Raw genomic sequence first — 24,377 nt, forward strand, 5'->3', positions numbered from 1 at the left:
GTAATTCCGGACTTTCAGGAAAGCTACGGCTCTTTTGCAATATTCCCCTGTTTTATTCTAACAAAACCGTGTGCGAATGCAGTTTCATTATGGCGAATTCAAATAAACGTTATTCCAATTACCCAGCCGGAATCGTGACAACCGCGCCACCCGTATGATTGGTCGCCGCAAGGGCCGCCAGAACCTGCACCATCGTAAAGGCCAGCTTGCTCTGGAAATCCCGGTCGCTGATCCAGAACCACGCATTGTGATAGCTGACGGCAGCGTAAGGATCGTCCGGCTCTTCCTTGCCCGAATGGATCACGACTTCGGGCCGGTTCTCAATTCCGACCTGCCCGATCGTTGGCGGCGTACGACCGGCCTTGATGTCGCCTTCCGGAACCTCGACCTCATAGGCAAGCTGCGTCAGCATCGCGAGCATCGAGCGCGTCAGGATCGCAATCTGGCCCGGATGTTTGGGGTAAGGCCCATAAACGATCTCGGCCTCTTCCGCAGTCGGATCGAGATGCAGCAGGCGGCGCACTTCCGCCTGAATCGCGAGCAGATTGCTTTCCGAAGTGGATGTCAGAACAAGGTAGGACCGTTCAGGCCCCGGCCCGCTGCCACTGCCGTTACTGTCGGACTTGCCACCGTTCTTCTTACTGTCTGTTGACGTTACCGGATCGGTCGTGATGCGGATGGTCATGGCACCCGCAACCTGAAGCTGCCGCAGATCATGCAGCAGCAGATAGAACCGCACCGACCCGCCGCCGAACGGTCCCGCGCCGAGACCCCGCACATTGGACAGACCATCAATGGACTGCGCCGTCAGACGCAACAGCGTGTCGATCGGCAGACCGCCAAGGCTGAGAGGCATGATGACGGTCGGCGAGATCGGCCGGACCACGTTCTCCGCGTATTGCTGCCCGGTGACGGGCTGATAGGTGAAAGTCGGGCTTTCCCCGAGGGACATGCTGCCCGTGCCAAACAGATAGTTCCCGACCGCCGTTGCCGGATAGGCATAGAAACCACCGCTGACGCTCTTGGAGACGCTGTAACCCGCAATCACCTGCGTCGTATCGAGGAAGGTCGGCGGATCAGCATAGCGCAGCCGCACGATGTTGAGCAGCATCTCGTGCTTCTGGGTATCCCCCAGCGCGCGGGAGTATTCGAGCTGGTCGTTACGCAGCTTTCCCGGCCCCATCGGACCACAGGCAGAGAGCCCGATTGCGGAAAAACAGGTCAGGGCAGCCAGCAGCGTGGCACGAAAGTAGGAAGGATTCGGCATGGCTGTATGAAGACTGTCCCATTGGCAGGCAAAGCGGAAGGCCCGACCTTACTAAAGGGCGATGCGCATATCTGAAACCGCCATCTTTCCTTTCAGAACCCGGCGAGACAAGATTCTCGACGAAATGTGTCGTCGAAGTGCTTGAAACACCTTCCAGCCTTGCCTAGATCAGTAGTCGAAACACAGGCCCGTGAGGGTCTGGGGACGTCAATAGGGTTCGATCCGGTGCCTCACAGGGCCGGGACGGACCGCTGAGAGGACTGATTTTACATGAGCAAAGTCATTGGCATTGACCTTGGTACCACCAACTCCTGCGTCGCCGTACGCGAGGGTGACGAAACCAAGGTGATCGAAAACAGCGAAGGCGCCCGCACCACGCCGTCCATGGTCGCTTTCACCGACAAGGGTGAGCGTCTCGTCGGACAGGCCGCGAAGCGTCAGGCTGTCACCAACCCCGCCAACACCCTGTATGCCGTCAAGCGCCTGATCGGCCGTCGTTACGACGATCCGACCGTTCAGAAGGACAAGGAAATGGTGCCGTACGGCATCGTCCGTGGCGACAATGGCGATGCATGGGTCGAAGCCCGCGGCGAGAAGTATGCTCCGTCGCAGATCGCAGCCTATGTTCTGGGCAAGATGAAGGAAACCGCCGAAAGCTATCTCGGCGAGACCGTCTCCCAGGCCGTCATCACGGTTCCGGCTTACTTCAACGACGCCCAGCGTCAGGCCACCCGTGACGCTGGCAAGATAGCTGGCCTCGAAGTCCTGCGTATCATCAACGAGCCGACCGCAGCAGCCCTCGCCTATGGCCTCGGCAAGCGCGATTCCGGCACGGTGGCCGTGTATGACCTTGGTGGTGGCACGTTCGACGTCTCCATCCTCGAGATCTCCGACGGCGTGATCGAAGTGAAGTCCACGAACGGCGACACGTTCCTGGGCGGTGAAGACTTCGACAACCGCATCATCGGCTTCCTCGCCGACGAGTTCAAGAAAGAGCAGGGCATCGACCTGCGTGGCGACAAACTCGCCCTGCAGCGCCTCAAGGAAGCCGCCGAAAAAGCCAAGATCGAGCTCTCCTCCTCCAAGGAGACCGAGATCAACCTGCCGTTCATCACGGCTGATGCTTCCGGCCCGAAGCACCTCGTCGTCAAGCTGTCCCGCGCCAAGCTGGAAAGCCTCGTCGATGATCTGGTGCAGCGTACGCTCGGCCCGTGCCGTGCAGCCATCAAGGATGCGTCCGTCTCCCCGAGCGAGATCGACGAAGTCATTCTCGTTGGCGGCATGACGCGTATGCCGAAGGTCATTGAGACGGTTAAGGAATTCTTCGGCAAGGAGCCGGCTCGCAACGTCAATCCTGACGAAGTGGTCGCCATCGGTGCTGCTGTTCAGGGCGCTGTCCTGAAGGGTGACGTCAAGGACGTTCTGCTTCTCGACGTGACGCCGCTGTCGCTGGGTATCGAGACGCTGGGTGGCGTGTTCACCCGTCTGATCGACCGCAACACGACGATCCCGACCAAGAAGAGCCAGACCTTCTCCACGGCCGAAGACAACCAGAACGCCGTGACCATCAAGGTCTATCAGGGCGAGCGTGAGATGGCGGCTGACAACAAGCTGCTGGGCAACTTCGACCTTCAGGGCATTGCCCCTGCACCGCGCGGCACGCCGCAGATCGAAGTTACGTTCGACATCGACGCCAACGGCATCGTGAACGTGTCCGCCAAGGACAAGGCCACGAACAAGGAACAGCAGATCAAGATCCAGGCTTCTGGCGGTCTGTCTGACTCCGACATTGACCGCATGGTCAAGGACGCGGAAGCCAACGCAACCGCCGACAAGGCCAAGCGTGAACTGGTCGAGCTGCGCAACAGCACGGAAAGCCTCATCCACCAGACCGAGAAGTCCATCACCGAAGGTGGCGACAAGGTTCCGGCGGCTGACAAGTCCGAAGCTGAAGCCGCCATTGCCGAAGCCCGCGAAGCTCTGGGTGGCGAAAATCTCGACGCCCTGAAGGCTGCCAGCGAGAAGCTGACGCAGGCTGCCATGAAGGTTGGTCAGGCTGTCTATCAGGCTGGTCAGGGTGCTGAAGGCGCTGCTGCTCCGGAAGCTGAAAAGAAGGACGACAACGTCGTCGATGCCGACTTCGAAGACCTCGAAGACGACCACAAGAAGCACTGATCGGGTGACTTTCCCGGATGGAGCGCAACGCTCCGTCCGGCCCTGTTTTCCGAGGGCGCCCGTTCCCGCAAGGGGGTGGGCGCCATTCTTGTTTTTCCGGCCCATAACAGGGACCGCCTTCCGGAACGCCCCCTAAGGACCGAACATGGCCATCAAAATCGACTATTACGAATCCCTTGAAGTCTCCCGCACGGCCTCGCCGGACGAGCTGAAAAAAGCCTTCCGTAAACAGGCCATGCGTTTTCACCCTGACCGCAATCCGGGGGATGACGCCGCCGAGCAGAAGTTCAAGGAAATCAACGAAGCCTATGATGTCCTGAAGGACTCGCAGAAGCGCGCGGCCTATGACCAGTACGGCCATGACGCCTTCGAAGGTGGCATGGGCGGAATGGGCGGCGGCTTCGGCGGTGGTTTTGCCGGTGCGGGCGGTCTGGGCGATATCTTCGACCAGATGTTCGGAGACATGATGGGCGGCCGTCGGGGTGGTGGACGCCGGACCGGGGCAGATGTCCAGGTTCAGGTCGAAATCACGCTAATGGAAGCCTTCACAGGCGTGAAGAAGGATGTCGAGGTTCGCACCCGCGTGGCCTGTGAATCCTGCCACGGTTCGGGTTCGGCTGATCCCAAGGCGGGCAGCACCACATGCCCAACCTGTCACGGTGCAGGCAAGGTCCGGGCGCAGCAGGGCTTTTTCCTCGTCGAGCGTCCCTGCCCGACCTGTCATGGTTCGGGACGGACCGTCGCCAATCCGTGTAAGGCCTGCCACGGTACGGGTACACAGGCGAAGACCGAGACCATCAGCATCGACATCCCGGCTGGCGTCGAGGATGGCACCCGCATCCGCATGGCGGGCAAGGGCGAAGCTGGCGGCGAAGGCGTGCAGCCGGGCGATCTGTATGTCCACATTTCCGTCCTGTCGCATGACATTTTCCAGCGCGACGGTGCGAACATCTATTGCCGCGTTCCGCTGCGCATGACGCAGGCGGCTCTGGGCACGGAAGTGGAAGTGCCGGTTGTGGATGGTGGCCGAAGCAAGGTCCGTATCCCTGCCGGAACCCAGACAGGCGAGACGTTCCGTCTGCGCGGCAAGGGTTTCTCGGTCCTACGGTCTTCAGCGCGCGGGGACATGTATATTCAGGTTTCGGTCGAAACGCCGAGCCATCTGACGAAGCGCCAGCGCGAGCTTCTCGAAGAATTCGAGAAGGAAGCCGGGGACGACCACGCCAAGGGCAGCCCCGAAAACAGCGGTTTCTTCGCCAAGGTCCGCGACTTCTTCGACGGTCGCTGACCTTTATCAGGCTTACGAAAAACCCCGGTGCCCTCCCTGAAGGCACCGGGGTTTTTTATGTCAGTTTTTTAGATCAGGCCGCGCCGAAAATATCCTTCAGGGTTTTTTCCATCACCCCGGCATCCAGCGTTTTGCCCAGCCAGTGCTCCACGCCGATCACGCCCTGATTGACCAGCATGCCGAGCCCGTCCAGCACGGTGCAGCCCTTGCTTTCCGCTTCGCGCAGCAGACGCGTTCTGGGCGGGTTCGGGATCACATCGGCGACGATCAGACCCTTGCGCAGGGTTTCGACCTTCAGAGGCGGCATGGTCTCGGAATCGCCCAGACCGATGGATGTCGCATTGATCAGAATGTCCACATCTTCCGGCACGCTGGCATCACCGTCCCAAGCCTGAACATCCGCCTTGGCCGACGTGTTGTCCCGGACGAGGGCGGCGATGGTTTCGGCTTTTTTCGGATCGCGGTTCATGACGGTGATATGAGCGGCGGAGGCCAGCCCCAGTTCTACGGCAATGGCGCGTGCGGCCCCACCTGCTCCTAGAAGCAGGACCTTCTTGCCGGACGGGTCCGTGACCTTTTTGAGAGAGGCCAGAAAGCCCTTGCCGTCCGTATTGTCGCCGATCAGACGGCCGTCGCGGATGGAGACGCAGTTCACGGCCCCGATGATCCGCGCGGATTCGGCCACTTCGTCAAGATACTCGATCACCTTGACCTTGTGCGGCAGGGAACAGTTGAACCCGACCCATTCCATGGCCCGCGCGCCTGCCACGGCGTCTTTGAGACCCTCGGCCTTGACGTCACAGTTGATGTAGCGGGCATCAATGTCGTGGTGCTGGTAGGCGGCCTCGATCATGGCGACGGTCGGGTTGTCGTCGCAGGGTGTCGAGAACGATCCCGTCAGGATGCTGCGGAAATTCTGCTGGCTCATGAGAGGCTCCTCGGATCTGTGCAGTCTTGCGTTCACACGACATGACGCACGGGAGCGCAAAAGGTCCATTCACTTTCAGGAAATCTTGATTTTCCGGATGCCGGACAGTCTGACCCGATATCGAAAATCCAGCCGATCGCCTGCGCATGAGACGATCGGCCGGACAGCAACCCGACTTAGAGCGCGCTGGCTTTCTGCTCTGCGTCCGACAGGATGCGGGCACGGTCAGCACCGCCATTGGTGGCGAGACCTTCGGCTTCGATCACGGTGATGTCCGTAATGCCGATCATGGTGAAAACGGATTTCAGGTAGCTGAGCTGATGCTCGAAGGACGCTGCGGGCGAGCCTTCGCCATACAGACCACCACGCGCCACGGCGAGCACGACTGTCTTGCCCTTGGCCAGACCTTCAATGCCGGACGGGCCATAACGGAAGGTCTGACCCGCCACCATGATGCGGTCGATCCAGGATTTGAGCTGGCTGGGAATCGACAGGTTGTACATCGGCACACCGATGACGACGATGTTCGCAGCCTTGAAGTCACTCAGAGCCTTGGCGCTGGCAACCAGTTCGGGTCGGGCCGACACATCCGGCGTCAGCTCCTTGCCGAGCCATGACAGCGCTTCAACGTCGAGATGCGGCAGCGGATCGCTGGCGAGATCTAGAGAAATGACCTCGACGGACGGGTCTTTCTTGCGAAACTGGGCGACGGCGGCGGCGCTGACCTGACGGCTGGCGGAGCTGTCACCGAGAATGCTGGAATCGATGTGAAGAAGTTTCATTTTGATCTTTCCGGTTCCTGATCGTAACCAGCACCAGATAAGGAACCTTTGAACCCCGCCGCAAGAAGGCACATTCCGGAGCCATAGGCACATGGATGTTCGCGTCAGTGACACCACCCTTCCCCAGAAGCTGTCCGTAAAGCCGGGTGTAGCGCCTTTGAACTGCGCGCAGGACAGCAGCGCCTGCGCCGTCATCCGCTCCATCCTTGCCCGCACGACGGACAAATGGAGCATCCTGATCGTCAAATCGCTCGGACGCGGACCACACCGTTTCAGCGAACTGCGCCGCGCGATCGACGGAATTTCACAGCGGATGCTGACGCTCACCCTCCGCAATCTGGAACGTGACGGCCTCGTCCTGCGGACCGTTACCCCCACGACTCCGCCGCGCGTGGATTATGAACTCACGACGCTTGGGGAATCACTCTGGACGCTGACGGAAGCCTTCGGTCAGTGGGCCATGTCGAACCGCCCCGAAATCGAGGCGGCCCGCGCCCGCTTTGACGCCCGGCTTGACGCCGATCTCTGATATTTTCGCACGCAAGGCCCCCATCATGACCCTGATTTCCGCCCCCCGCATCGGTATTGCCGGCATCACGGGCCGACTTGGCACCCTCTGCGCCGAGGAAGCCGGAAGCGCCCTCACAGGCGGCCTCTCCCGCACGGCAGATGCCTCACGCAATATCACGACCGACCCTGCTACGCTCGCGAAGAACTGCGATGTCGTGATTGACGTCAGCCACGCCACCACTGTCCCGGCCCATGCGGCGGCCTTCGCGCAGGGCGGATGTGCGTGGGTTCTGGGAACGACGGGCCTTGATCGTGGCGCACAGGATGCCGTGAACGCAGCGGCGCAGCATATTCCGGTCCTTCAGGCCGCCAATTTCTCTCCGGCTCTGACGCTGTTTCTGGAACTGGCCCGACAGCTTGGCGCGGGCCTGCCGGATTATGATGCGGAAATTCTGGAGGTTCATCACCGCCAGAAGCTGGACGCCCCCTCAGGCACGGCGCTGGCGATCGGGAAGGCCGTGGCGAAAGGACGCGGAGTCGCATTCGAGGACGTGGCCCGAACCGATCAGAACGGTCTGCGCCCGGACGGGACGATCGGATTCGCGTCCCTGCGCGGCGGGCAGATCGTGGGCGAGCACGATCTCGTCCTGATGGCGGCGGACGAACAGATCACCCTGTCCCACCGCGCACTGGACCGGAGGGTCTTCGCCAGAGGCGCCCTGCTCGCCGCAAAATGGCTCGCCGGACGCCAAGCCGGACTCTACACAATGGCCGACGCCTTAAAGCCCTGAACCTAAAACAGGGTGCAGGGATCAAGATCCCTGCCGGGCCCGGGCAGAGCCCGGACTGCCCCCGTTCAACCACCAGCGATCGGCAGATTCACACCCGTCATAAAGCTGGAATCATCCCCCAGCAGAAACGCCACCACTCCCGGGATTTCGTTGATGTCGCCATAGCGGCGCATCGGCACGCTGCCGATCATCTGCTCGGCTACGATTTTGGGATCGGTGGAGAAATACTGGCTTCCCACCTTGGCCTGAAGCTCGACCTGACGCTCCCACATGAAGCCGGGCCCCATGTAACCGGGGCTGATGGCGTTCACGCGGATATTGTAAGGCGCAAGATCCAGCGCCGCCGTCTCGGTCAGGGCGATGATAGCCCCCTTGGACGCGCCGTAGGCAGCCATGTTCGGCGGCCCCTTCACGCCCGCCATGCTGGCGGTGTTCACCACACGACCGTAATTCTGCGCGATCATATGCCGCACGACAGCCTTGAGAACGTGAAATGCGCCGGTGACATTGATCGTCAGCACACGCGCAAAATCTTCGGACGGGTAATCCTGCACCGGCGCGAATGCGCCCTGATAACCGGCATTGTTGAACAGGAAGTCGATCTTCCCGAAATCCCGCACCACATCCTCCACGGTCTCGGTCACGGCCTCTTCAGACGTCACGTTACAGACATAGGAGCGGGCTTCGACACCCTTTTCCCGCACGGCGGCTTCCGCCTTTTCCAGAGCCTCCCGATTCATGTCCAACAGGGCAATGGCCGTCCCTTCCCCGGCCAGACGGAGGGCGGTCGCAAGACCAATATTGCCACCGGCACCAGTGACGAGACAGACTTTACCGCTAAAGTTATTCGACATCTCAAATGCCTCAAATTCTCTGTTTTTCCCGGACTCGACCTCGGGCCACGTCTTTGACGGGCCATGACGGTCACGGGAACACAAACGCAGCATGACCGGTGTTGTTGAAAAATGAAACGGGGGCCAGCGCTCTCTTTTTCGTAATATCCGTCTGGTTTTTTTGTGATTTCAGAGTGGCTTTCCGGACTTTTCCGCAGAAAACCGCGTTCAGACCTCACACGGCCCCTTGACCCTTGCGCCCAATTCCGCCAAGCCGTCCCCTCCCTGAATGCCACAGACCGCCTGCCAAGGCACACTGTGGCCCTTCTCACCACTCATTCCCTGCGAGGTCCCTGAGTGCGCAATCACGGCGATTTCCTTTTCACATCCGAGTCCGTTTCCGAAGGCCATCCCGACAAGGTGGCGGACCGCATTTCCGATACCGTTCTGGACGCCTATCTGCAGGCCGATCCGGAAGCGCGTGTTGCCTGTGAGACGCTGGTCACCACCAACCGCGTCGTCCTGGCCGGTGAAGTCCGCGGTCCCAAAGAGGTCGAGGACACGCTGATCGACCGCGCCCGTGAAGCGATCAAGGACATCGGCTACGACCAGGAAGGTTTCTCCTGGAAGAAAGCCGAAATCACCTCCTACCTGCACGCACAGTCCGCCGACATCGCTCAGGGCGTCGACAGTGCCGGTGACAAGGACGAAGGTGCTGGCGATCAGGGCATCATGTTCGGCTACGCCACGCGCGAGACCGAACACCTGATGCCTGCGCCCCTGTTCTATGCGCAGACGATCCTCGAGCGCATCCGCGACTACCGCAAGAGCGGCGACGCCCGTGGCGTTGGCCTTCTGCCGGATGCCAAGAGCCAGGTCACGCTGCGTTATGTTGACGGCAAGCCCGTTGGCGTCACGTCCGTCGTGATTTCCACGCAGCATGTCGAAGGCATGAGCCAGCACACGATCCGCGAAACGCTTCGCGACGTGGTCAATGGTATCCTGCCCGAGGGCTGGAACTGCCCGGAAGACGAGTTCTATGTGAACCCGACCGGCAACTTCGTCATCGGTGGACCGGACGGCGACGCAGGCCTCACGGGCCGCAAGATCATCGTCGACACCTATGGTGGCGCAGCCCCGCATGGTGGTGGCGCATTCTCCGGCAAGGACCCCACGAAGGTGGACCGTTCGGCAGCCTATGCCGCGCGTTACCTCGCCAAGAACGTCGTGGCCGCCGGCCTGGCCGACCGCTGCACGATCCAGCTCAGCTACGCCATCGGCGTGTCCAAGCCACTCTCGGTCTATGTTGACCTCGATGGTACGGGCAAGGACGTGGACGAAGCCCGTCTGGGTGCGATCCTCAACGACGTTGTGGACCTCTCCCCGCGCGGCATCCGCAAGCATCTGCGCCTGAACCGTCCGATCTATGTTCCGACCTCCGCTTACGGCCATTTCGGCCGTGCGCCGGATCCGGTTCTGGACAACTTCACCTGGGAACAGACGGATCTGGTCACCACGCTGCGTGGCGCCCTCAACCGGTAATCTGGCAGAAAAACCCTGGTCGAGTCTCTCAAACCCCAACCGGAGCGGCTTTACGGCCGTCAACGCGGCCATCCGCTCCGGGCCCGGCAGCAGCATCTTCTTGAGAAGGCGCTGCCCCGGCTCTCCTTCACCTCACCGGAGAATCCCACTGCGGGATTCTCCGATGCGGTCTCGCGCGTCTTTCTCGAAATCGGTTTTGGCGGTGGCGAACATGCCGTCGGTCAGGCCGAGCTGAACCCGGATGTCGGCTATATCGCCTCCGAGGTCTTCGAGAACGGCCTGTGCTCCCTGCTGTCGCGCCTCGTACCCGAAGGCGAGGAAGACACGGCCACGCCGCCTCCCCATTTCCGCATCTGGGCCGAAGACGCCCGCCTGCTGCTCAAGGACATGCCCGACGCATGCCTCGACCGGGCCTATCTGATGTTCCCGGACCCGTGGCCCAAGGCCCGGCACGCCAAGCGCCGCTTCGTGCATCCGGAAAACATCAAACAGATGCACCGTGTCCTGAAACCCGGCGCCATCTGGCGCGTCGCCAGTGACCATCCCGTCTATCAGGAGTGGGTCACAGAGGTGATGGGTAAGCAGAACCTGTTCGATGCACCGCCCCCGGCCAAGGAACGTCCGGAAGGCTGGTCGCCCACACGCTATGAGGCCAAGGCCTTCCGCGAAGGGCGCGTGCCGTTCTACTGGACTTTCACCCGCCGTCCCTGAAACGCACGCCAAACCCCTATCTCAGTTATTCAGCGAGTTTCCTGACATCATGACCCAGATCGAACGCGAAGAAATGGAATTCGATGTCGTGGTGGTCGGTGGCGGTCCCGCCGGTCTGTCCGCCGCGATCCGCCTGAAACAGCTGATGCCGGATGCGGGCGTCTGTCTGATCGAAAAAGGCAGTGAGATCGGCGCCCATATCGTTTCGGGCGCCGTCATCGAGCCGCGCACGCTTGATGAACTTCTGCCGAACTGGCGCGATCTGGACGCCCCGCTGCGGACGCAGGTGACGGAAGAGCGGATGCTGTTCCTGACCGAAACGCGCTCCTTTGCCGTTCCGTATCTGGATCGCGTGATGCCGCAGATGGCCAATCACGGAAATTACGTCGTCTCGCTCGGCGAAGTCTGCCGCTGGCTCGGTGAACAGGCCGAGGCTCTGGGCGTTGAAATCTATCCGGGCTTCTCGGGTGCGGAACTATTCATCGAAAATGACCACGTCGCTGGCGTCATCACGGGCGACATGGGCATCGAGCGTAACGGCGAGCACGGACCGAACTTCACGCCTGGTATGATCCTCCGCGCCAAGCAGACTATCCTGACCGAAGGCGCGCGCGGCTCCCTCACCGGCCACGCCATGAAGCGTTTCGGCCTGCGCAAGGGCGTCGAACCACAGACCTATGGCCTCGGCATCAAGGAAGTTTGGGAAATTCCGGCCGAAAAGCACCGCCCCGGCCTCGTGCAGCACAGCTTTGGCTGGCCGCTCGACGACAACACTTATGGCGGGGCGTGGCTCTATCATTTCGGGGAAAATCTGGTCAGCTTCGGCTTCGTGACCGGCCTCGATTACGCCAACACCTATCTGTCACCATTCGAAGAAATGCAGCGCACCAAGCTGCACCCGGCCTTCCGGGAGCATTTCGAGGGCGGCAAGCGCCTGATCTACGGCGCACGCGCCCTGTCCGAAGGCGGATTCCAGTCCATTCCGCGCCTGATCTTCCCCGGAGGCGTTCTGGCTGGCGATTCGGCAGGCTTCCTGAACGTGCCCAAGATCAAGGGCACGCATACGGCCATGAAGTCCGGCATGATCGCGGCTGAGGCCGTGGCTGAGGCTCTGGAAAAGGACAAGAAGGAAGCCGCCAGCATGACAGCGCGCGTCCAGCAGTCCTGGCTGTGGTCCGAACTGCGCGACGTCCGCAACATCCGCCCGGCCTTTGCAAAATGGGGCATGAAGCTCGGCGCGCTCTATTCCGGGATCGACAGCATGATCCTGCGGGGTCGTGCGCCCTGGACGCTGCATCACCCACATGCCGATAACGAGACGCTGCGTCCCGCCTCGGTGTGCACGAAGATCGACTATCCCAAGCCCGACGGGAAGATCACCTTCGATCGCGTCAGTTCGGTCTTCCTGAGCAGCACAAATCACGAGGAGAATCAGCCGGTTCACCTCAAACTCCGTAACGAGACCGTCTGGCAGACCGTCAATCACGATGTGTTCGATTCGCCCGAAAGCCGTTATTGCCCGGCAGGCGTTTATGAACAGGAACAGACGGGCGAAAACGCCTGGCAACTCCGGATCAACGCCCAGAACTGCGTGCACTGCAAGACCTGCGACATCAAGGACCCGACGCAGAATATCGACTGGTGCACGCCCGAAGGCGGTGGCGGTCCGAACTATCCGGTCGGGATGTAATTTTCTTCCCGCAAAAGGGCACGGCCAGAGCGGAATGTGACTTTTCCGGTCAGTCCCGCTACGGTGGCGCCCGTTTTTGTGGCGGCGACAGCAGCGAAAGATGACGATGAAAGTTCTGGTCCCAGTCAAACGGGTGGTCGATTACAACGTCAAGGTACGTGTAGCGGCCGATGGCAGCGGTGTCGAAACGCAGGGCGTGAAAATGTCCATGAATCCGTTCGACGAAATCGCAGTCGAAGAAGCAGTGCGCCTGCGTGAAAAAGGTGCGGCTAAAGAAGTCGTGGTCGTGACCGTCGGCGCACAGGCTGCGCAGGACGTGCTGCGCACGGCCATGGCGATGGGCGCGGACCGCGCCATCCTCGTCCGCACGGACGACACGCTTGAGCCGCGCGCCGTGGCCAACGTGCTCAAGGCAATCGCGACGCGCGAAGAAGCCGGTCTGATCTGCATGGGCAAGCAGGCGATCGACGACGACATGAACGCTACGGGCCAGATCCTGGCTGCGAAGCTCGGCTGGCCGCAGGGCACATTCGCCAGCGCTGTGACGGTTGCCGATGGTCGTATCGAAGTTGCCCGCGAGATCGATGGCGGCACGGAAGTCGTGTCCCTCACGCTCCCGGCGGTGGTGACGGCGGATCTGCGCCTCAACGAGCCGCGCTATGCCTCCCTGCCGAACATTATGAAGGCGCGCAAGAAGCCGCTTGAGACGGTCGAAATCGACAGTCTCGGCGTCGATACGGCATCGCGCCTGACGGTGGTCTCTGTGGCCGAGCCCGCCGAGCGCAAGGAAGGCGTGAAGGTAAACAGCGCGGCCGAACTGGTCGAGAAGCTCAAGACAGAAGCGAAGGTGATCTGATGACCGCTCTTGTTCTGGTTGAAGTCGAAAACGGCGCAGTCCGCCAGGCTTCCCGTTCGGCCGTTGCCGCTGCCTCCCGCTTTGGTGCGGTCGATGCCATCGTATTCGGAGACGGCGCACAGGCCGCTGCTGCCCTGCCGGGCGTAACGCGCGTTCTCAGCGTACCGGGTCTGGTCAACGATCTGGCCGAGCCCGCCGCCGACCTGCTGGCTGCCCGCGCGAAGGACTACAGCCACATCGTGGCCGCCGCCTCCGCTACCGGCAAGAACATCCTGCCGCGTCTGGCAGGCCTGCTGGACGTGCAGCCCATCCCCGATGTGGTCGAGATTAAGGACGTCGACACGTTCGTGCGCCCCATCTATGCCGGTAACGCGCTGGCAACGGTTCGCTCCGCCGACAGCATCAAGGTGCTGACGGTCCGCGGCTCCAATTTCGATCCGGTTGCTGCCGAAGGTGGGTCCGCCACGGTTGAGACAATCGAAGCTCCGGCTAGCGAAAAGTCCGTTTTCGTGAAGGTCGAGCTTTCGGCATCCGACCGTCCGGAACTGGAATCTGCCCGTGTGGTGATTTCCGGCGGCAAGGGCCTGAAGGACGCTGCAAACTTCAAGCTGCTCGAACCCATTGCCGACAAGCTGAACGCCGCCATCGGCGCGTCCCGTGCGGCCGTGGATTCCGGTTTTGCTCCGAACGAAATGCAGGTTGGCCAGACCGGTAAGATCGTAGCACCGGAACTCTACATCGCCGTCGGCCTGTCCGGTGCGATCCAGCATCTGGCTGGCATGAAAGACAGCCGCGTCATCGTGGCCATCAACACCGATCCAGAAGCGCCGATTTTCAAGGTCGCCGATTACGGCATCGTGGGTGATCTGTTCGAGGTCCTCCCGACGCTCGAAAAAGCCCTCTAAAACGGCTCGTACCTGAAACGACAAAAAAGGGGCGCCCCATGACGGGACGCCCCTTTTTTCATGACAGGATCTGACGCAGGTTTAACTGGCACTCCGGTCCCCATGAGGCACTCTGTCGGGCACGGAGACCCTCATCATGACCCGCATCCCAACCCTGCGCCAGCTTACCCGCGACATCCTGTCCTGCCTGCCCGTTCTTCTGGGCTTCCTGACCATTCACAGCGCCCTCGCCGCCGCTTACATCGTGCCGTCGGCATCCATGGAGCCGACACTGCGGATCGGCGACCAGATCGGCGTCATCGTCCCGTCCTATGGTCTCAGCACGGCCAATCTGCCGTTCGGCGATGCCCTGAAGCCTTCTTCCGAAACGAACAGCCGCCTGTTCGGGCATCTGCCCCATCGCGGCGATGTGGTCGTGTTCCGCGCACCCGCCAACCTGCACCAGACCTGGATCAAGCGCGTGATCGGCCTGCCGGGCGACACAGTGGCCCTGGTGCATGGTCGGGTCATCCTGAACGGAACGGTGCTTCCATGGAAAGACATGGGGCCAACACGCGAGGAAAGCCGAAAGAACGTCTGGCGTGCGGCAGAACGCTATGAAGAAACCCTGCCGGGAAACATCCACCACGACATTCTCAAAATGTCGCAGGATGGGGAGTTAGACAACATCGCCCCCTTCACCGTTCCCGCCAGCCATCTGTTCGTTATGGGGGACAACCGTGACAACTCCGCCGACTCGCGCGTCAGCGTAGCGGACGGGGGCGTCGGGCTCCTTCCCGTCTGGAACCTTCAGGGGCAGGCCCGCGCCGTCCTATGGTCATGGCGGGATATCGGCAGAACGGCGCTCGTTCTCTGATTTTTCGTCCGTGCCCTCTTGCAGGAAAGCGTTAACCCCTGTAGGAGAAGCGCCGTCGGCCGGAGTGTAGCTCAGCCTGGTAGAGCACTGTGTTCGGGACGCAGGGGCCGGAGGTTCGAATCCTCTCACTCCGACCAGCCGATAATTTTTCCAGAAATCGCCAAAACTGTTTCAGGCCCACAGACCAGCGCGTTCCTGCGTCTGAAATTCAGAACCTGAAACGCAAAAAAATGCCCTCCCCCTTTCGGGAGAGGGCAAAACGGCTTCAGGAACGCTTGTCAAAGGCCGAAGAGGTCGGCCAGACGCCCTGGGCATAAACCTGCCCGTAAGCGTGGACTTCCGTCAGATAGGTCCGCTCACCTTCGAGGACGATCTTCACGGTCGGTGCGAGCGTACCACCGATGCGATAGGTCGCCGGGTCCTGCGGGTCAGCCGAACCGGGCTGCGGCAGGGTATCAATGAAGGACTGCACGTAACCGGCAGGATCGACAAAGTGCGAATAGGTTTCGTACGGCGCAGAGGACGGGTTACCGAGCACGAGGCCCGAACCGTTCAGCGGCGCATACGGACCGAAAATACCGTTCCGGGACACGAAACCATACACACCGTCCGGACCCGTGCTGTTGCCGGTGAAGGTGGAGTGATGAGAGATCGTGAACAGATAGGTCAGACCATCCTGGAAGACGACATGGGGGCGCTCCGTCTGGTCATTGACGCCAAGCGCCGTGACGAGGGCCGGCAGCATTTCCCATTTGGAGAAATCACCCCGCGTAGAGTCGGATGTCAGACGGGCAATGCCGATGGCAGCAGCGCCATACTGCGCGCCAGCCGGAACGGTCGTGGCGGGCGGAACCGGACCCATCTCGTCGGAACCGATGGTGAAGTTCCCGCGCATGCCCGGAACATTGCCTTCAAACAGGGCATAGATCTGGTTGTCGTCAGGATTGCGGAAGATATGCGGATCGCGGAAATCCCAGTAAGCGTCTTCGACGATGTTGGCATAGTTCACGCCGTCTGCCTGGAACATGTCCGTGCAGACATCGAAGCCCTCGAACCAGACGCCGGTGGCATCTGCCAGAATGCGGCCCGTCGTGTAGGACGGAACAGACTCGGACGGCGTATCGTTGACGGAAGTATAGAACAGATCGACCGTATTGGCGCTGTTCTCTCGCATGACGGCACAACCGGACCATTCCCAACTGCGGGAGTTGGCACCTTCCTTGATGACGCGGCCACCGAACTTCCAGTCCGCGCCATTGCCGGTGCGGCTGTAGTAGTAGCCGATATAGGAATAGTTGTTGCGGCTGTGCCAGCCCTCGGTCGTATCGCCCGTGGCGGCACGATCGGCAACGAGGGCGAACATGACGTACCAGCCCTTGAAGGTGACGGTTTTGCCGTGAATATCGCGCAGCAGCCAGGTGTCCCACTGCCACACATCGGAATCGATGACGGGGAACGCATAGTCGATGACCGGCATGGTTGTGGTCGGATCATCGGTACGGATCTTCATCGCATCAGCGATCGTCCAGCGCGAACCGGAATGGACTGCGCTCTGCGTGCTGGAAACAGCGTTCATGAGTTTTCCTGTAGCTGAAAAAGAAAAAACCAGACGCACGTCAGCATCCGAGACCCTGTTTCAGGTCCGGATGCTGACGTACAATCTGAATAAAGAAATCAGGTCCCGTACTGAGCCGTAATTTTTACAAAGAAAAAATATCTTACTTCTGAAATTCGCAACAAAAAAAGACCGCTTCTTTTGGAAGCAGCCTTTTTGAAATTATTTGACCTGAAATTATTTTTTGAACCAGTAATCAATAACGTTTAATGGCTCAGTGCCACAGTTATAGGAAAAAGCTGCGCGCGATGCAAGCAAAAAATTGCCACCTGCCTTTCCGGGCTTCAACGCATAAAAAAAACCCACCCGTCATCGGGTGGGTTCTCCAGAAGGATCAGAAGACTACAAGCCTCAGCGGCGCTGAAAACCGGCCAGCGCGGATCGCGAAAGCTCTTCCAGAAGATCAATCGCGCCTTTCGAGTCGTTCAGGCAGGGCACGAGAGCAAACTCTTCACCCCCTGCTTCCATGAATTCTTCCCGAAGCTCGTTCCCGATTTCATCCAGCGTTTCAATGCAGTCCGTCATGAAGCCAGGCATGATGACCGCAATCTTCGTAATACCCTGTGACGGAAGAGCTTTGACGAAGGGCGCCGTATAGGGCTGGATCCATTCCAGCGGCCCAAAGCGGGACTGGAACGTCAGAGGCATCTGCGCCTCACTCAGCCCAAGAGCCGTCCGCAGTCCGGCAATCGTCCGCTCACATTCGTCGCGGTACGTATCGCCTTTTTCGATGCAGGTTTTGGGAAGACCATGAAACGACGCAACAATCTGCTGCGGCTTGAAAGACAGTTCCGCCAGCGTATCCTGAACGGACGTTTCAAGCGCGCGGATGAAAGCCGGATGATCCGGAAAGGATGGAACCGTCAGAACGGCCGGTTGGCGTCGTAGACGCATGAGGGCACGAAAAAGCTGATCATTGGCCGTGGCGGTCGTGGTTGCGGAATACTGCGGATAAAGCGCAATGCTGACGATCCGGTCGCAGCCCTGATCCATCAGGCTTTCCAGCGCCTTTGCAACGGAAGGGCGGCCATAACGCATGCCCCATTCCACTGGCACACCCTCAGCCTTCAGCCGTTCAGCAAGCCCCTCGGCCTGTCGACGGGTATAAACACGCAAGGGAGAGGCATTTTCGTCCCGATCCCAGATCCGCGCATAATTCGCGCCGCTGGCGAAAGGACGTTTTGTCAGGATGATGCCTTGAAGAATGGGCTGCCAGATCAGAGGAGGACTCTCGATGACGCGACGGTCAGAGAGAAACTCGCTGAGATATCTTCTGACTGAGAAATAGCCTGTATCGTCAGGCGTACCCAGATTGATCAGAAGAACACCCGTCCTGCCTTCTGGCGGAGGGGTAATTCGGGGGGTTTTATGTAAGAAAGCCATGGTGCCCTCTACTGTGGAACCGGGCACGCATTCAGGTAAAGAGGGAAAACGTCTGGAGATACGCGTCCCTTACGGGACGCTATCGTCGGTGCCGTACTTTGGCATAGGAAACATCCGGTTTCCGAACCCCTTGCAGGATAGTATAGGCAAATACCGCAACAGCGGCAGCCATCGGACCAACATACGGCAGAAGAGTATTCGTCAGAGCCATACTTGCCTCCTTTGAGCCTTTGGAAAAGATTTTCCGGTAAGCTCAATTCAGAGATTGAGCATATCTCTTCCGCATTTCAAGAAAAAAATCGGAATTCTTCAAAAAACATTCAAAAAAATGAAATAATCTCCTTTTTTCAATACCTTAGACGAATACGACTCTGCATCACCTTGGCAGCTACAGGCAACCATCCCATCTCAGAGCGGTTACAGACGCACCATCCAATTTTGCATTAAGGATTTTCAGACATGGCTACACAGGACCCCGTCATTTACGTTGTCGCTGACGGCGAAAAAGCCCGTTTTCTGCGCCTTGAAGGTTCACAGCTCCGCACCATCGAAACCTTTGACCTGCACAAAGGCTCCAGCGCGGAAAAGGACGTCGCGTCCATCAAAGCGCCTCACGAAAACCCGCGGGATCAGCTCAAGGTGCATTTCACGCGCGATCTGGCGGCCCATATCAACAAGGCCGCACAGGACCACAACGTCGAAGGCATTCTGCTTGTCGCGCCGCCGCAGGCTTCACACGAGATCCGTGAACATCTCGACAAGCCGACCACCAAGAAGCTTTTCAAGACGCTGGTCAAGGATCTCGTCAATACGCCGGATCACGACCTGCTGAAGCATCTCGACCGCCCGGAAACAGGCTGGCCCGAACTCGCTTCCGTCTGATTGCCATCAGACCGTGGGAAGGGCCGTCAGACAGTCCTTCCCGCAAGACAGGGCTGCCTCACCCCGGTCGTCCCCGGCCAGGAGGACGGCAGCCCGCGCAGATAGCGCACGGCCAGAAGCCCGAAACATTGCGCTTCCAGAGCGTCCCCGTCCCACCCCAAATTGTCTACGGATGCCACAGACCCTAGCCGTCGGGTCAGTCCATCCATCAGGACCGGATTGTGACGCCCGCCTCCCGCCACAAACCACAGTTCCGGCCGCACCGGAAACACCGTTCGGGCCACGGATTCAACCGTAAAAGCCGCCAGAGTCGCTGCACCATCTTCCGCAGACAAATCCCGCACAAGCGCCATGGCTTCAGGATGGAAACTCAGCCTATCGAGTGATTTGGGCATAGGACGTGCAAAATACGGCATCGCCAGAAGCGCCTCCAGAACATCCTGACAGACCGTTCCCGCAGATGCCAGTGCGCCACCGAAATCACAGGGTTGGCCCGTATGCTGGAGCGCCCAGTCATCCAGAAGCGCGTTTCCCGGCCCGGTATCACAGGCCCACACGCCGCGCTCCCCGGCCGGGTCCTGCGCTCCCAGAACCGTCACATTGGCGACGCCACCAATGTTGAGAACCGCAACAGGACGCCGTTCCTGCTCAAGCAGAGCGGCGTGAAACACTGGAACCAGCGGCGCGCCTTCCCCGCCATTTTCCAGATCCCGCGTCCGGAAATCATGCACAACCGGAACGTCGCACCGTTCCTGAAGGAGCCGGGCGTCCCCAATCTGCCAGCTTCGGCCCAGTTCCGGCTGATGCAGGATCGTCTGACCATGAAACCCGATCACCGCAGGTTCCAGATCCGGTGCCTGCTCCCGCAACAAACGCACCGCCTCCACATGCTGCAAAGTAAGATCCCGGGCGATCGCGAGAACGTCGGAATCATCCTCCGCCAGACCCGCCGCACGATCCAGCAGAGCCCGCGTTTTGGCCCGGAGTTCCGGACTGTAGGGCAGCGTCAAGGACGGCCCGGTACGCCCGATTCGCACACCATCCGTTTCGATCAGGGCGGCATCCACCCCGTCTAGAGACGTCCCGCTCATCAGTCCAAGCGCCCAGAGCATCCCGGTCGCGCCCGCGTTGGCCGCAGCGTTCAAAGCCCGGCGAGCGCCAGATGCAGATTGCCCTGGCACCGCTCCAGAAGCGGCTCGATCTCCACCAGAGCCACACCGTGCCGCAGCAGAACGGCCCGTTTCGTATTCCCCTGCACAAGCTTCAGAGCCTCACGCGCCTCTTCGACTGTCCCTCCGGCCAGCTCCATGACCATACGTTCCGCGCGCACCTGAAGCTTCTCGTTGCTGATGCGCATATCCACCATGCGCCCACGATAGACATGCCCCAGACGCGTCATCAGCGCGGTGGAAAACAGGTTCAGCGTGACTTTCTGAGCAGTGCCAGCGGCCATCCGTGTCGAACCGGCCAGAACCTCAGCCCCGGTCGGAATGCAGATCCCGAACTCCGCTTCCTGCAACAGACGCGACTCCGAATTGCCACTCACGCCAATCGTCAGGGCTCCGACTTCCCGTCCGAGCTGGACAACCGCACAGGTGTAGGGCGTGTTGCCGCTGGCCGCGACGCCGATCACCACATCACGTTCGGTCGGATGATAATCAAGCAGATCAAGCCGCGCCTGATCCTCTCGGTCTTCCGCACCTTCCGCTGCCTGCGTCGTCGCCCCGGCGCCACCAGCCAGCAGCAGAACCAGCTTTTCGGGCGCGACACCAAAGGTCGGCGTCAGCTCCACACCATCCTGCAAGCCAATCCGTCCCGACGTCCCGGCCCCCGCATAGACCAGCCGCCCCCCGGCCTGAAGCCGGGGCACAGCCGCCTCGACGGCGCGTTCGATGGACGGCAACGCCTCACCAACCCGATCCAGCGCCGCCTTCTGCGATGTCAGAAGCCGCTCCAGAAGAGCATCGAGCGGCAGGCGCTCGATATCTTCATTGATCGCAAGAACCGTCTCCGTGCGGGAGTTTGTCATTCAGCCTCGTCTTCGTCCGGCACTTCGTTGCGACGGAAAAGCTGCCCGTCCTTCAGAAGTCCCTGCTCCACGATACTTTCCGCAATCTGGACGGCATTGAGAGCCGCGCCCTTGCGCAGATTGTCGGACACACACCACAGCGCCAGACCGTTCTCGACCGACGGATCAATCCGCAGGCGGGACACATACGTCGCATCCTCGCCCACACATTCGATCGGCGTGACGTAACCACCATCCTCGCGCTCATCGCGCAGAATCACACCCGGCGCCTTACGCAGCGCCTCACGCGCCTTCTTCAGATCGACCGGCTTTTCGCACTCGATGCTGATGGCTTCCGAATGTCCGATGAACACCGGAACGCGCACGCAGGTCGCCAGAACCTGGATGTCCGGGTCCATGATCTTGCGGGTTTCGACGGCCATCTTCCATTCTTCCTTGGTCGCACCGTCGTCCATGAAACGGTCGATATGGGGAATGACATTGAAGGCAATCTGCTTGGTGAACTGAGCAACCGTTGGCGGATCGTTGACGAACGTGCCCTTGGTCTGGGCGAACAGCTCGTCCATCCCGTCCTTGCCCGCGCCTGAAACGGCCTGATAGGTCGAGACCACGATCCGCTTGATGCGGAACAGGTCATGCAGCGGCTTGAGCGCCACGAGCATCTGTGCGGTTGAGCAGTTCGGATTGGCGATGATGCCCCGGCTCGCCTTGCCGATGGCGGCGGCGTTCACTTCCGGCACGATCAACGGGATTCCCGGCTCCATACGGAAATGGGACGTGTTGTCGATCACCACGCATCCGGCAGCCGCAGCCTTGGGCGCATAAACGGCCGAAACCGAACCGCCCGGCGAGAACAGCGCAATATCCCAGCCCTTAAAATCGAACGTCTCAAGGTTCTGAACCTTCAGGACCGTCTTGTCCCCAAAGGAAATCTCGCGCCCTGCCGAACGCGGCGAGGCCAGCGCCACAACCTCATCGACCGGAAACTCCCGCTCCGCCAGAATTCGCAGCAGTTCGCGCCCGACCGCACCCGTGGCGCCAACAACCGCAACCCGATAACCCATGATCTTTTCCCGTTCCCTGAAAATCAGCCCGAAAAGGGCAGACGCTTTAAAAGCGCCGACAGACGGTGCCGCCGCAGTTCGTAGCGGGCCTTGCGCCCCGTCGCCATATAGTTGAGCTGGATCGCATAGCGCGTTCCGACAAACTGCCGGTGTCCGTGCCAGGTGGCCGGACCGTTCGGAAACACCAGAAGCGTTCCTTCGGCGGGCGTCACCTCAACATCGAAATCTTCGACATCATCCGGCCCGTTCAACAGGCGCAGGCAGCCATCGCGTGAGGCCCAGTCCTCGCCGCGCGGATTGAGATACAGCAGGATCGTGACCAGCTTGGCCTCCGAATCCCGATGGATCCGCCCGTCCTTTTCCCGCGTGCGCCCGCGCATCGTCAGCATGGTCGGCGCATCCGCCAGATCCAGCCCGAATTTCTCCGCCACCAGCGCCTTGAGCTTCGGCCCCTGCAACTCCGCAATCATACCCGCAACACGTGGCGTCAGCTTCAGCGCCTGTGGCGGAAAGGAGCCACCGGACTTCATTTCCGGCAGATCGGAGACAACCGCCTTCAGGTCATCGTTACCGATGAAATGCGGCACCACCAGATGCGGAAACGGTTTTTCCGCAACGGGCGCACTCTCGAACGCATCATAATCAAGGGAAATCCTGCTCATGGCGCGGAAGGCTAGACGCGGCCCACGTCGGCGACAAGGCCTATTCCACACATGTGAGATCTGCCTTTTACGAAAGAATATTACCCCCGCAGCGGCTTATGCGTCCTGACCATCCGGCTCGTCGCCAGATAGCGGACATATCCTGCCCCCAGACGGTTCGCACCCTTCGTACAGACATGCGGCACCGGTAGGGACGAGATCCGCCCGTCCCACACGGTATGAAGCAGGCGCGGATCTGTCCGACATTCCAGCGTCCGATGATCCACTCCAGATTGTCCGACATCATCCGCCAGAACGGAACGTGCAGACAGATCAACCCGGCGCGGCTCCTGCGCGCCAGCCGATAAACCCGTCAACACAAGACCACTTCCCGTCAGAACTGCAAGAAACAGCAGAGCACGCATGAGCGAAACTCCCATCCCAACAAGGCCGGCTCAGGACCGGTCAGTCACCAAGACGACGTCGGACGTTAAAAGTTGCGGCATCTTTGTGGCGGAACGAACAGATTTTTGCCTTCAAGCCGCCCGACCATCAGGCGTACACATGGTCCTCCTGCCTCCCCGGTGCAAGGTGACACCTATGAACACCCGCCCTCTCGTCCTCCCCGAACTGCTCCCGCTTCTTGAAGAAGTACCGATCGTCGATCTCTCACCCGATGCCCTTCCCGCTTTCCGCAGAGGGCTGGAATATGCCGCCGGACAGTCCTTCCTTCAGGCCGAAGACTATCCCGTCATTCTTGAACGACTGACCATCCCCGCCACAGACACCGCGCCCGACCTCCGCCTCCTCACCGTCCGCCCGCGCAAAGACGCAACATCCCCGCGTCCGGTCCTTCTGCATCTGCATGGCGGCGGCTATTTCGCCGGCCAGCCCGAACTCACAGCCACCCAGCTCTGCCAGTTCGCTCAGGATCTGGACTGCGTGGTCATTTCCCCGGATTACCGCCTCACGCCGGAACATCCCTTCCCGGCAGCGATCGAGGATGCCTACACGACACTCTGCTGGATCACGCGCAACGCCGACACACTCGGAATCGACGCCTCCCGCATCGGCCTGACCGGCGAAAGCGCGGGCGGCGGCCTTGCTGCGGGGCTGGCCCTTCTGACCCGGGACCGCGAGGGACCGACGCTCCTGTTCCAGAACCTCGTCTATCCCGTTCTCGACGACCGCACGACGACGGGTCAGCCCGACGCCTCCCCAGTTGGGGGCGAGTTCATATGGACCCGCGCCAGCAACACCTTCATGTGGACGGCTCTCCTCAATCCCATAACGCCCGGCTCGGCTGACGTCTCGCCCTACGCCGCGCCCGCCCGCGCCACCGACCTATCGGATCTGCCCCCGACCTATCTGTCCGTGGGCGCGCTGGACCTGTTTCTGGACGAAGACCTCGCCTACGCGCAGCGCCTGATCCATCAGGGCGTTTCGGTAGAACTGGAAATCGTGCCCGGCGCCTGCCATATCTTCGACCAGACAGACACCCCGGTCGCCACCCGCTCCATCGCACGCCGCATCGACGCCATGAAACGCGGATTCGGTCTCTGAAGAGTGCGCGGCCAAAAGACAGGCCCCGGTTCACGTCACAGGAGCCGGGGAGACAGGAGAACGAGT

Annotated in this window: 23 protein-coding genes and 1 tRNA gene; 13 read left to right on the forward strand and 11 right to left on the reverse strand. The window is 60.6% G+C overall.

Annotation, left to right across the window (positions count from 1 at the left end; all coding sequences use genetic code 11):
- Positions 1-118 precede the first annotated feature (118 nt).
- Complete coding sequence (locus GKO01_RS03600; RefSeq protein WP_174694219.1) at positions 119-1,267, reverse strand: hypothetical protein; 1,149 nt, start codon at positions 1,265-1,267, stop codon at positions 119-121.
- A gap of 270 nt (positions 1,268-1,537) precedes the next feature.
- On the opposite strand from GKO01_RS03600, the gene dnaK reads away from it, so the two are divergent.
- Positions 1,538-3,442, forward strand: coding sequence for a molecular chaperone DnaK (gene dnaK, locus GKO01_RS03605; protein WP_099285783.1), 1,905 nt, complete (start codon positions 1,538-1,540; stop codon positions 3,440-3,442).
- Between the two features lie 145 nt (positions 3,443-3,587).
- Positions 3,588-4,730 (forward strand): molecular chaperone DnaJ, encoded by a 1,143-nt coding sequence (dnaJ, locus tag GKO01_RS03610; protein ID WP_099285784.1) that lies wholly within the window; start codon positions 3,588-3,590, stop codon positions 4,728-4,730.
- Positions 4,731-4,803: 73 nt separating this feature from the next.
- Here the strand turns inward: dnaJ and aroE are convergent, their stop codons facing one another.
- Together aroE and GKO01_RS03620 are read right to left on the reverse strand one after the other, a co-directional pair.
- On the reverse strand, positions 4,804-5,658 hold the full coding sequence (aroE, locus tag GKO01_RS03615; RefSeq protein ID WP_099285785.1) for a shikimate dehydrogenase: 855 nt from the start codon (positions 5,656-5,658) through the stop codon (positions 4,804-4,806).
- Between the two features lie 176 nt (positions 5,659-5,834).
- On the reverse strand, positions 5,835-6,440 hold the full coding sequence (locus GKO01_RS03620) for an FMN-dependent NADH-azoreductase (RefSeq protein ID WP_099285786.1): 606 nt from the start codon (positions 6,438-6,440) through the stop codon (positions 5,835-5,837).
- 91 nt (positions 6,441-6,531) lie between these two features.
- On the opposite strand from GKO01_RS03620, the gene GKO01_RS03625 reads away from it, so the two are divergent.
- Both GKO01_RS03625 and dapB read left to right on the forward strand, forming a co-directional pair.
- Entirely contained in the window at positions 6,532-6,969 is a 438-nt protein-coding gene (locus GKO01_RS03625) for a winged helix-turn-helix transcriptional regulator (protein ID WP_244901310.1), read from the forward strand.
- A gap of 25 nt (positions 6,970-6,994) precedes the next feature.
- A complete protein-coding gene (dapB, locus tag GKO01_RS03630) occupies positions 6,995-7,741 on the forward strand; it encodes a 4-hydroxy-tetrahydrodipicolinate reductase (RefSeq protein WP_099285874.1) in 747 nt (248 codons plus the stop codon).
- A 65-nt stretch (positions 7,742-7,806) separates the two neighbouring features.
- On the opposite strand, the gene GKO01_RS03635 is transcribed toward dapB, so the two are convergent.
- Positions 7,807-8,595, reverse strand: coding sequence for an SDR family NAD(P)-dependent oxidoreductase (locus GKO01_RS03635; protein WP_099285787.1), 789 nt, complete (start codon positions 8,593-8,595; stop codon positions 7,807-7,809).
- A gap of 336 nt (positions 8,596-8,931) precedes the next feature.
- On the opposite strand from GKO01_RS03635, the gene metK reads away from it, so the two are divergent.
- The 7 genes from metK (at position 8,932) to GKO01_RS03670 (ending at position 15,271) form a co-directional block, all read left to right on the forward strand.
- Positions 8,932-10,116, forward strand: coding sequence for a methionine adenosyltransferase (gene metK / locus GKO01_RS03640; RefSeq protein ID WP_099285788.1), 1,185 nt, complete (start codon positions 8,932-8,934; stop codon positions 10,114-10,116).
- Between the two features lie 15 nt (positions 10,117-10,131).
- Positions 10,132-10,827, forward strand: a complete 696-nt coding sequence (gene trmB / locus GKO01_RS03645; RefSeq protein ID WP_099285789.1) for a tRNA (guanine(46)-N(7))-methyltransferase TrmB — start codon at positions 10,132-10,134, stop codon at positions 10,825-10,827.
- Positions 10,828-10,876: 49 nt separating this feature from the next.
- A complete protein-coding gene (locus tag GKO01_RS03650) occupies positions 10,877-12,517 on the forward strand; it encodes an electron transfer flavoprotein-ubiquinone oxidoreductase (protein WP_099285790.1) in 1,641 nt (546 codons plus the stop codon).
- A gap of 106 nt (positions 12,518-12,623) precedes the next feature.
- On the forward strand, positions 12,624-13,373 hold the full coding sequence (locus GKO01_RS03655) for an electron transfer flavoprotein subunit beta/FixA family protein (protein ID WP_062031103.1): 750 nt from the start codon (positions 12,624-12,626) through the stop codon (positions 13,371-13,373).
- The gene (locus GKO01_RS03660) at positions 13,373-14,278 is read left to right on the forward strand and encodes an FAD-binding protein (RefSeq protein ID WP_099285791.1); all 906 of its coding nucleotides are present in this window, start codon (positions 13,373-13,375) and stop codon (positions 14,276-14,278) included. Before GKO01_RS03655 ends, GKO01_RS03660 begins: the two co-directional genes overlap by 1 nt.
- A gap of 136 nt (positions 14,279-14,414) precedes the next feature.
- On the forward strand, positions 14,415-15,134 hold the full coding sequence (gene lepB / locus GKO01_RS03665) for a signal peptidase I (RefSeq protein WP_099285792.1): 720 nt from the start codon (positions 14,415-14,417) through the stop codon (positions 15,132-15,134).
- A gap of 60 nt (positions 15,135-15,194) precedes the next feature.
- A tRNA-Pro gene (locus tag GKO01_RS03670) sits at positions 15,195-15,271 on the forward strand.
- Between the two features lie 128 nt (positions 15,272-15,399).
- Here GKO01_RS03670 and GKO01_RS03675 read toward each other — a convergent pair.
- Together GKO01_RS03675 and hemH are read right to left on the reverse strand one after the other, a co-directional pair.
- Positions 15,400-16,710 carry a glycoside hydrolase family 68 protein gene (locus GKO01_RS03675; RefSeq protein ID WP_099285793.1) on the reverse strand — a complete coding sequence of 437 codons (1,311 nt, stop codon included), beginning with the start codon at positions 16,708-16,710 and terminating at the stop codon, positions 15,400-15,402.
- A 390-nt stretch (positions 16,711-17,100) separates the two neighbouring features.
- On the reverse strand, positions 17,101-18,132 hold the full coding sequence (gene hemH, locus GKO01_RS03680) for a ferrochelatase (protein ID WP_099285794.1): 1,032 nt from the start codon (positions 18,130-18,132) through the stop codon (positions 17,101-17,103).
- Positions 18,133-18,591: 459 nt separating this feature from the next.
- On the opposite strand from hemH, the gene GKO01_RS03685 reads away from it, so the two are divergent.
- Positions 18,592-19,014, forward strand: a complete 423-nt coding sequence (locus tag GKO01_RS03685; RefSeq protein ID WP_099285795.1) for a host attachment protein — start codon at positions 18,592-18,594, stop codon at positions 19,012-19,014.
- A gap of 26 nt (positions 19,015-19,040) precedes the next feature.
- On the opposite strand, the gene GKO01_RS03690 is transcribed toward GKO01_RS03685, so the two are convergent.
- From GKO01_RS03690 to GKO01_RS03710, 5 genes are all read right to left on the reverse strand, one after another.
- Positions 19,041-20,126, reverse strand: a complete 1,086-nt coding sequence (locus GKO01_RS03690; protein WP_099285875.1) for an anhydro-N-acetylmuramic acid kinase — start codon at positions 20,124-20,126, stop codon at positions 19,041-19,043.
- Positions 20,127-20,155: 29 nt separating this feature from the next.
- Positions 20,156-21,043, reverse strand: a complete 888-nt coding sequence (locus GKO01_RS03695) for an N-acetylmuramic acid 6-phosphate etherase (RefSeq protein ID WP_099285796.1) — start codon at positions 21,041-21,043, stop codon at positions 20,156-20,158.
- Positions 21,040-22,107 (reverse strand): aspartate-semialdehyde dehydrogenase, encoded by a 1,068-nt coding sequence (locus GKO01_RS03700; RefSeq protein WP_099285797.1) that lies wholly within the window; start codon positions 22,105-22,107, stop codon positions 21,040-21,042. Before GKO01_RS03700 ends, GKO01_RS03695 begins: the two co-directional genes overlap by 4 nt.
- A 23-nt stretch (positions 22,108-22,130) precedes the next feature.
- Positions 22,131-22,769: a 2OG-Fe(II) oxygenase family protein gene (locus tag GKO01_RS03705; protein ID WP_099285798.1), complete on the reverse strand. Its 639-nt coding sequence runs from the start codon at positions 22,767-22,769 to the stop codon at positions 22,131-22,133.
- Between the two features lie 80 nt (positions 22,770-22,849).
- The gene (locus GKO01_RS03710; protein ID WP_099285876.1) at positions 22,850-23,173 is read right to left on the reverse strand and encodes a hypothetical protein; all 324 of its coding nucleotides are present in this window, start codon (positions 23,171-23,173) and stop codon (positions 22,850-22,852) included.
- A gap of 175 nt (positions 23,174-23,348) precedes the next feature.
- On the opposite strand from GKO01_RS03710, the gene GKO01_RS03715 reads away from it, so the two are divergent.
- Entirely contained in the window at positions 23,349-24,311 is a 963-nt protein-coding gene (locus tag GKO01_RS03715) for an alpha/beta hydrolase (protein ID WP_099285799.1), read from the forward strand.
- The last annotated feature ends 66 nt before the right edge of the window (positions 24,312-24,377 follow it).

Source organism: Gluconobacter kondonii (genome assembly GCF_002723995.1).
In the GTDB taxonomy this organism is placed as follows: Bacteria; Pseudomonadota; Alphaproteobacteria; order Acetobacterales; family Acetobacteraceae; genus Gluconobacter; species Gluconobacter kondonii.

Excerpts from the sequence above, each read along its gene's own strand:
- GKO01_RS03600 (WP_174694219.1), bottom strand. The coding sequence starts at position 1,267 with ATGCCGAATCCTTCCTACTTTCGTGCCACGCTGCTGGCTGCCCTGACC.
- dnaK (WP_099285783.1), top strand. The coding sequence starts at position 1,538 with ATGAGCAAAGTCATTGGCATTGACCTTGGTACCACCAACTCCTGCGTC.
- dnaJ (WP_099285784.1), top strand. The coding sequence starts at position 3,588 with ATGGCCATCAAAATCGACTATTACGAATCCCTTGAAGTCTCCCGCACG.
- aroE (WP_099285785.1), bottom strand. The coding sequence starts at position 5,658 with ATGAGCCAGCAGAATTTCCGCAGCATCCTGACGGGATCGTTCTCGACA.
- GKO01_RS03620 (WP_099285786.1), bottom strand. The coding sequence starts at position 6,440 with ATGAAACTTCTTCACATCGATTCCAGCATTCTCGGTGACAGCTCCGCC.
- GKO01_RS03625 (WP_244901310.1), top strand. The coding sequence starts at position 6,532 with ATGGATGTTCGCGTCAGTGACACCACCCTTCCCCAGAAGCTGTCCGTA.
- dapB (WP_099285874.1), top strand. The coding sequence starts at position 6,995 with ATGACCCTGATTTCCGCCCCCCGCATCGGTATTGCCGGCATCACGGGC.
- GKO01_RS03635 (WP_099285787.1), bottom strand. The coding sequence starts at position 8,595 with ATGTCGAATAACTTTAGCGGTAAAGTCTGTCTCGTCACTGGTGCCGGT.
- GKO01_RS03650 (WP_099285790.1), top strand. The coding sequence starts at position 10,877 with ATGACCCAGATCGAACGCGAAGAAATGGAATTCGATGTCGTGGTGGTC.
- GKO01_RS03655 (WP_062031103.1), top strand. The coding sequence starts at position 12,624 with ATGAAAGTTCTGGTCCCAGTCAAACGGGTGGTCGATTACAACGTCAAG.
- GKO01_RS03660 (WP_099285791.1), top strand. The coding sequence starts at position 13,373 with ATGACCGCTCTTGTTCTGGTTGAAGTCGAAAACGGCGCAGTCCGCCAG.
- lepB (WP_099285792.1), top strand. The coding sequence starts at position 14,415 with ATGACCCGCATCCCAACCCTGCGCCAGCTTACCCGCGACATCCTGTCC.
- GKO01_RS03675 (WP_099285793.1), bottom strand. The coding sequence starts at position 16,710 with ATGAACGCTGTTTCCAGCACGCAGAGCGCAGTCCATTCCGGTTCGCGC.
- hemH (WP_099285794.1), bottom strand. The coding sequence starts at position 18,132 with ATGGCTTTCTTACATAAAACCCCCCGAATTACCCCTCCGCCAGAAGGC.
- GKO01_RS03685 (WP_099285795.1), top strand. The coding sequence starts at position 18,592 with ATGGCTACACAGGACCCCGTCATTTACGTTGTCGCTGACGGCGAAAAA.
- GKO01_RS03690 (WP_099285875.1), bottom strand. The coding sequence starts at position 20,126 with ATGCTCTGGGCGCTTGGACTGATGAGCGGGACGTCTCTAGACGGGGTG.
- GKO01_RS03695 (WP_099285796.1), bottom strand. The coding sequence starts at position 21,043 with ATGACAAACTCCCGCACGGAGACGGTTCTTGCGATCAATGAAGATATC.
- GKO01_RS03700 (WP_099285797.1), bottom strand. The coding sequence starts at position 22,107 with ATGGGTTATCGGGTTGCGGTTGTTGGCGCCACGGGTGCGGTCGGGCGC.
- GKO01_RS03705 (WP_099285798.1), bottom strand. The coding sequence starts at position 22,769 with ATGAGCAGGATTTCCCTTGATTATGATGCGTTCGAGAGTGCGCCCGTT.
- GKO01_RS03710 (WP_099285876.1), bottom strand. The coding sequence starts at position 23,173 with ATGCGTGCTCTGCTGTTTCTTGCAGTTCTGACGGGAAGTGGTCTTGTG.
- GKO01_RS03715 (WP_099285799.1), top strand. The coding sequence starts at position 23,349 with ATGAACACCCGCCCTCTCGTCCTCCCCGAACTGCTCCCGCTTCTTGAA.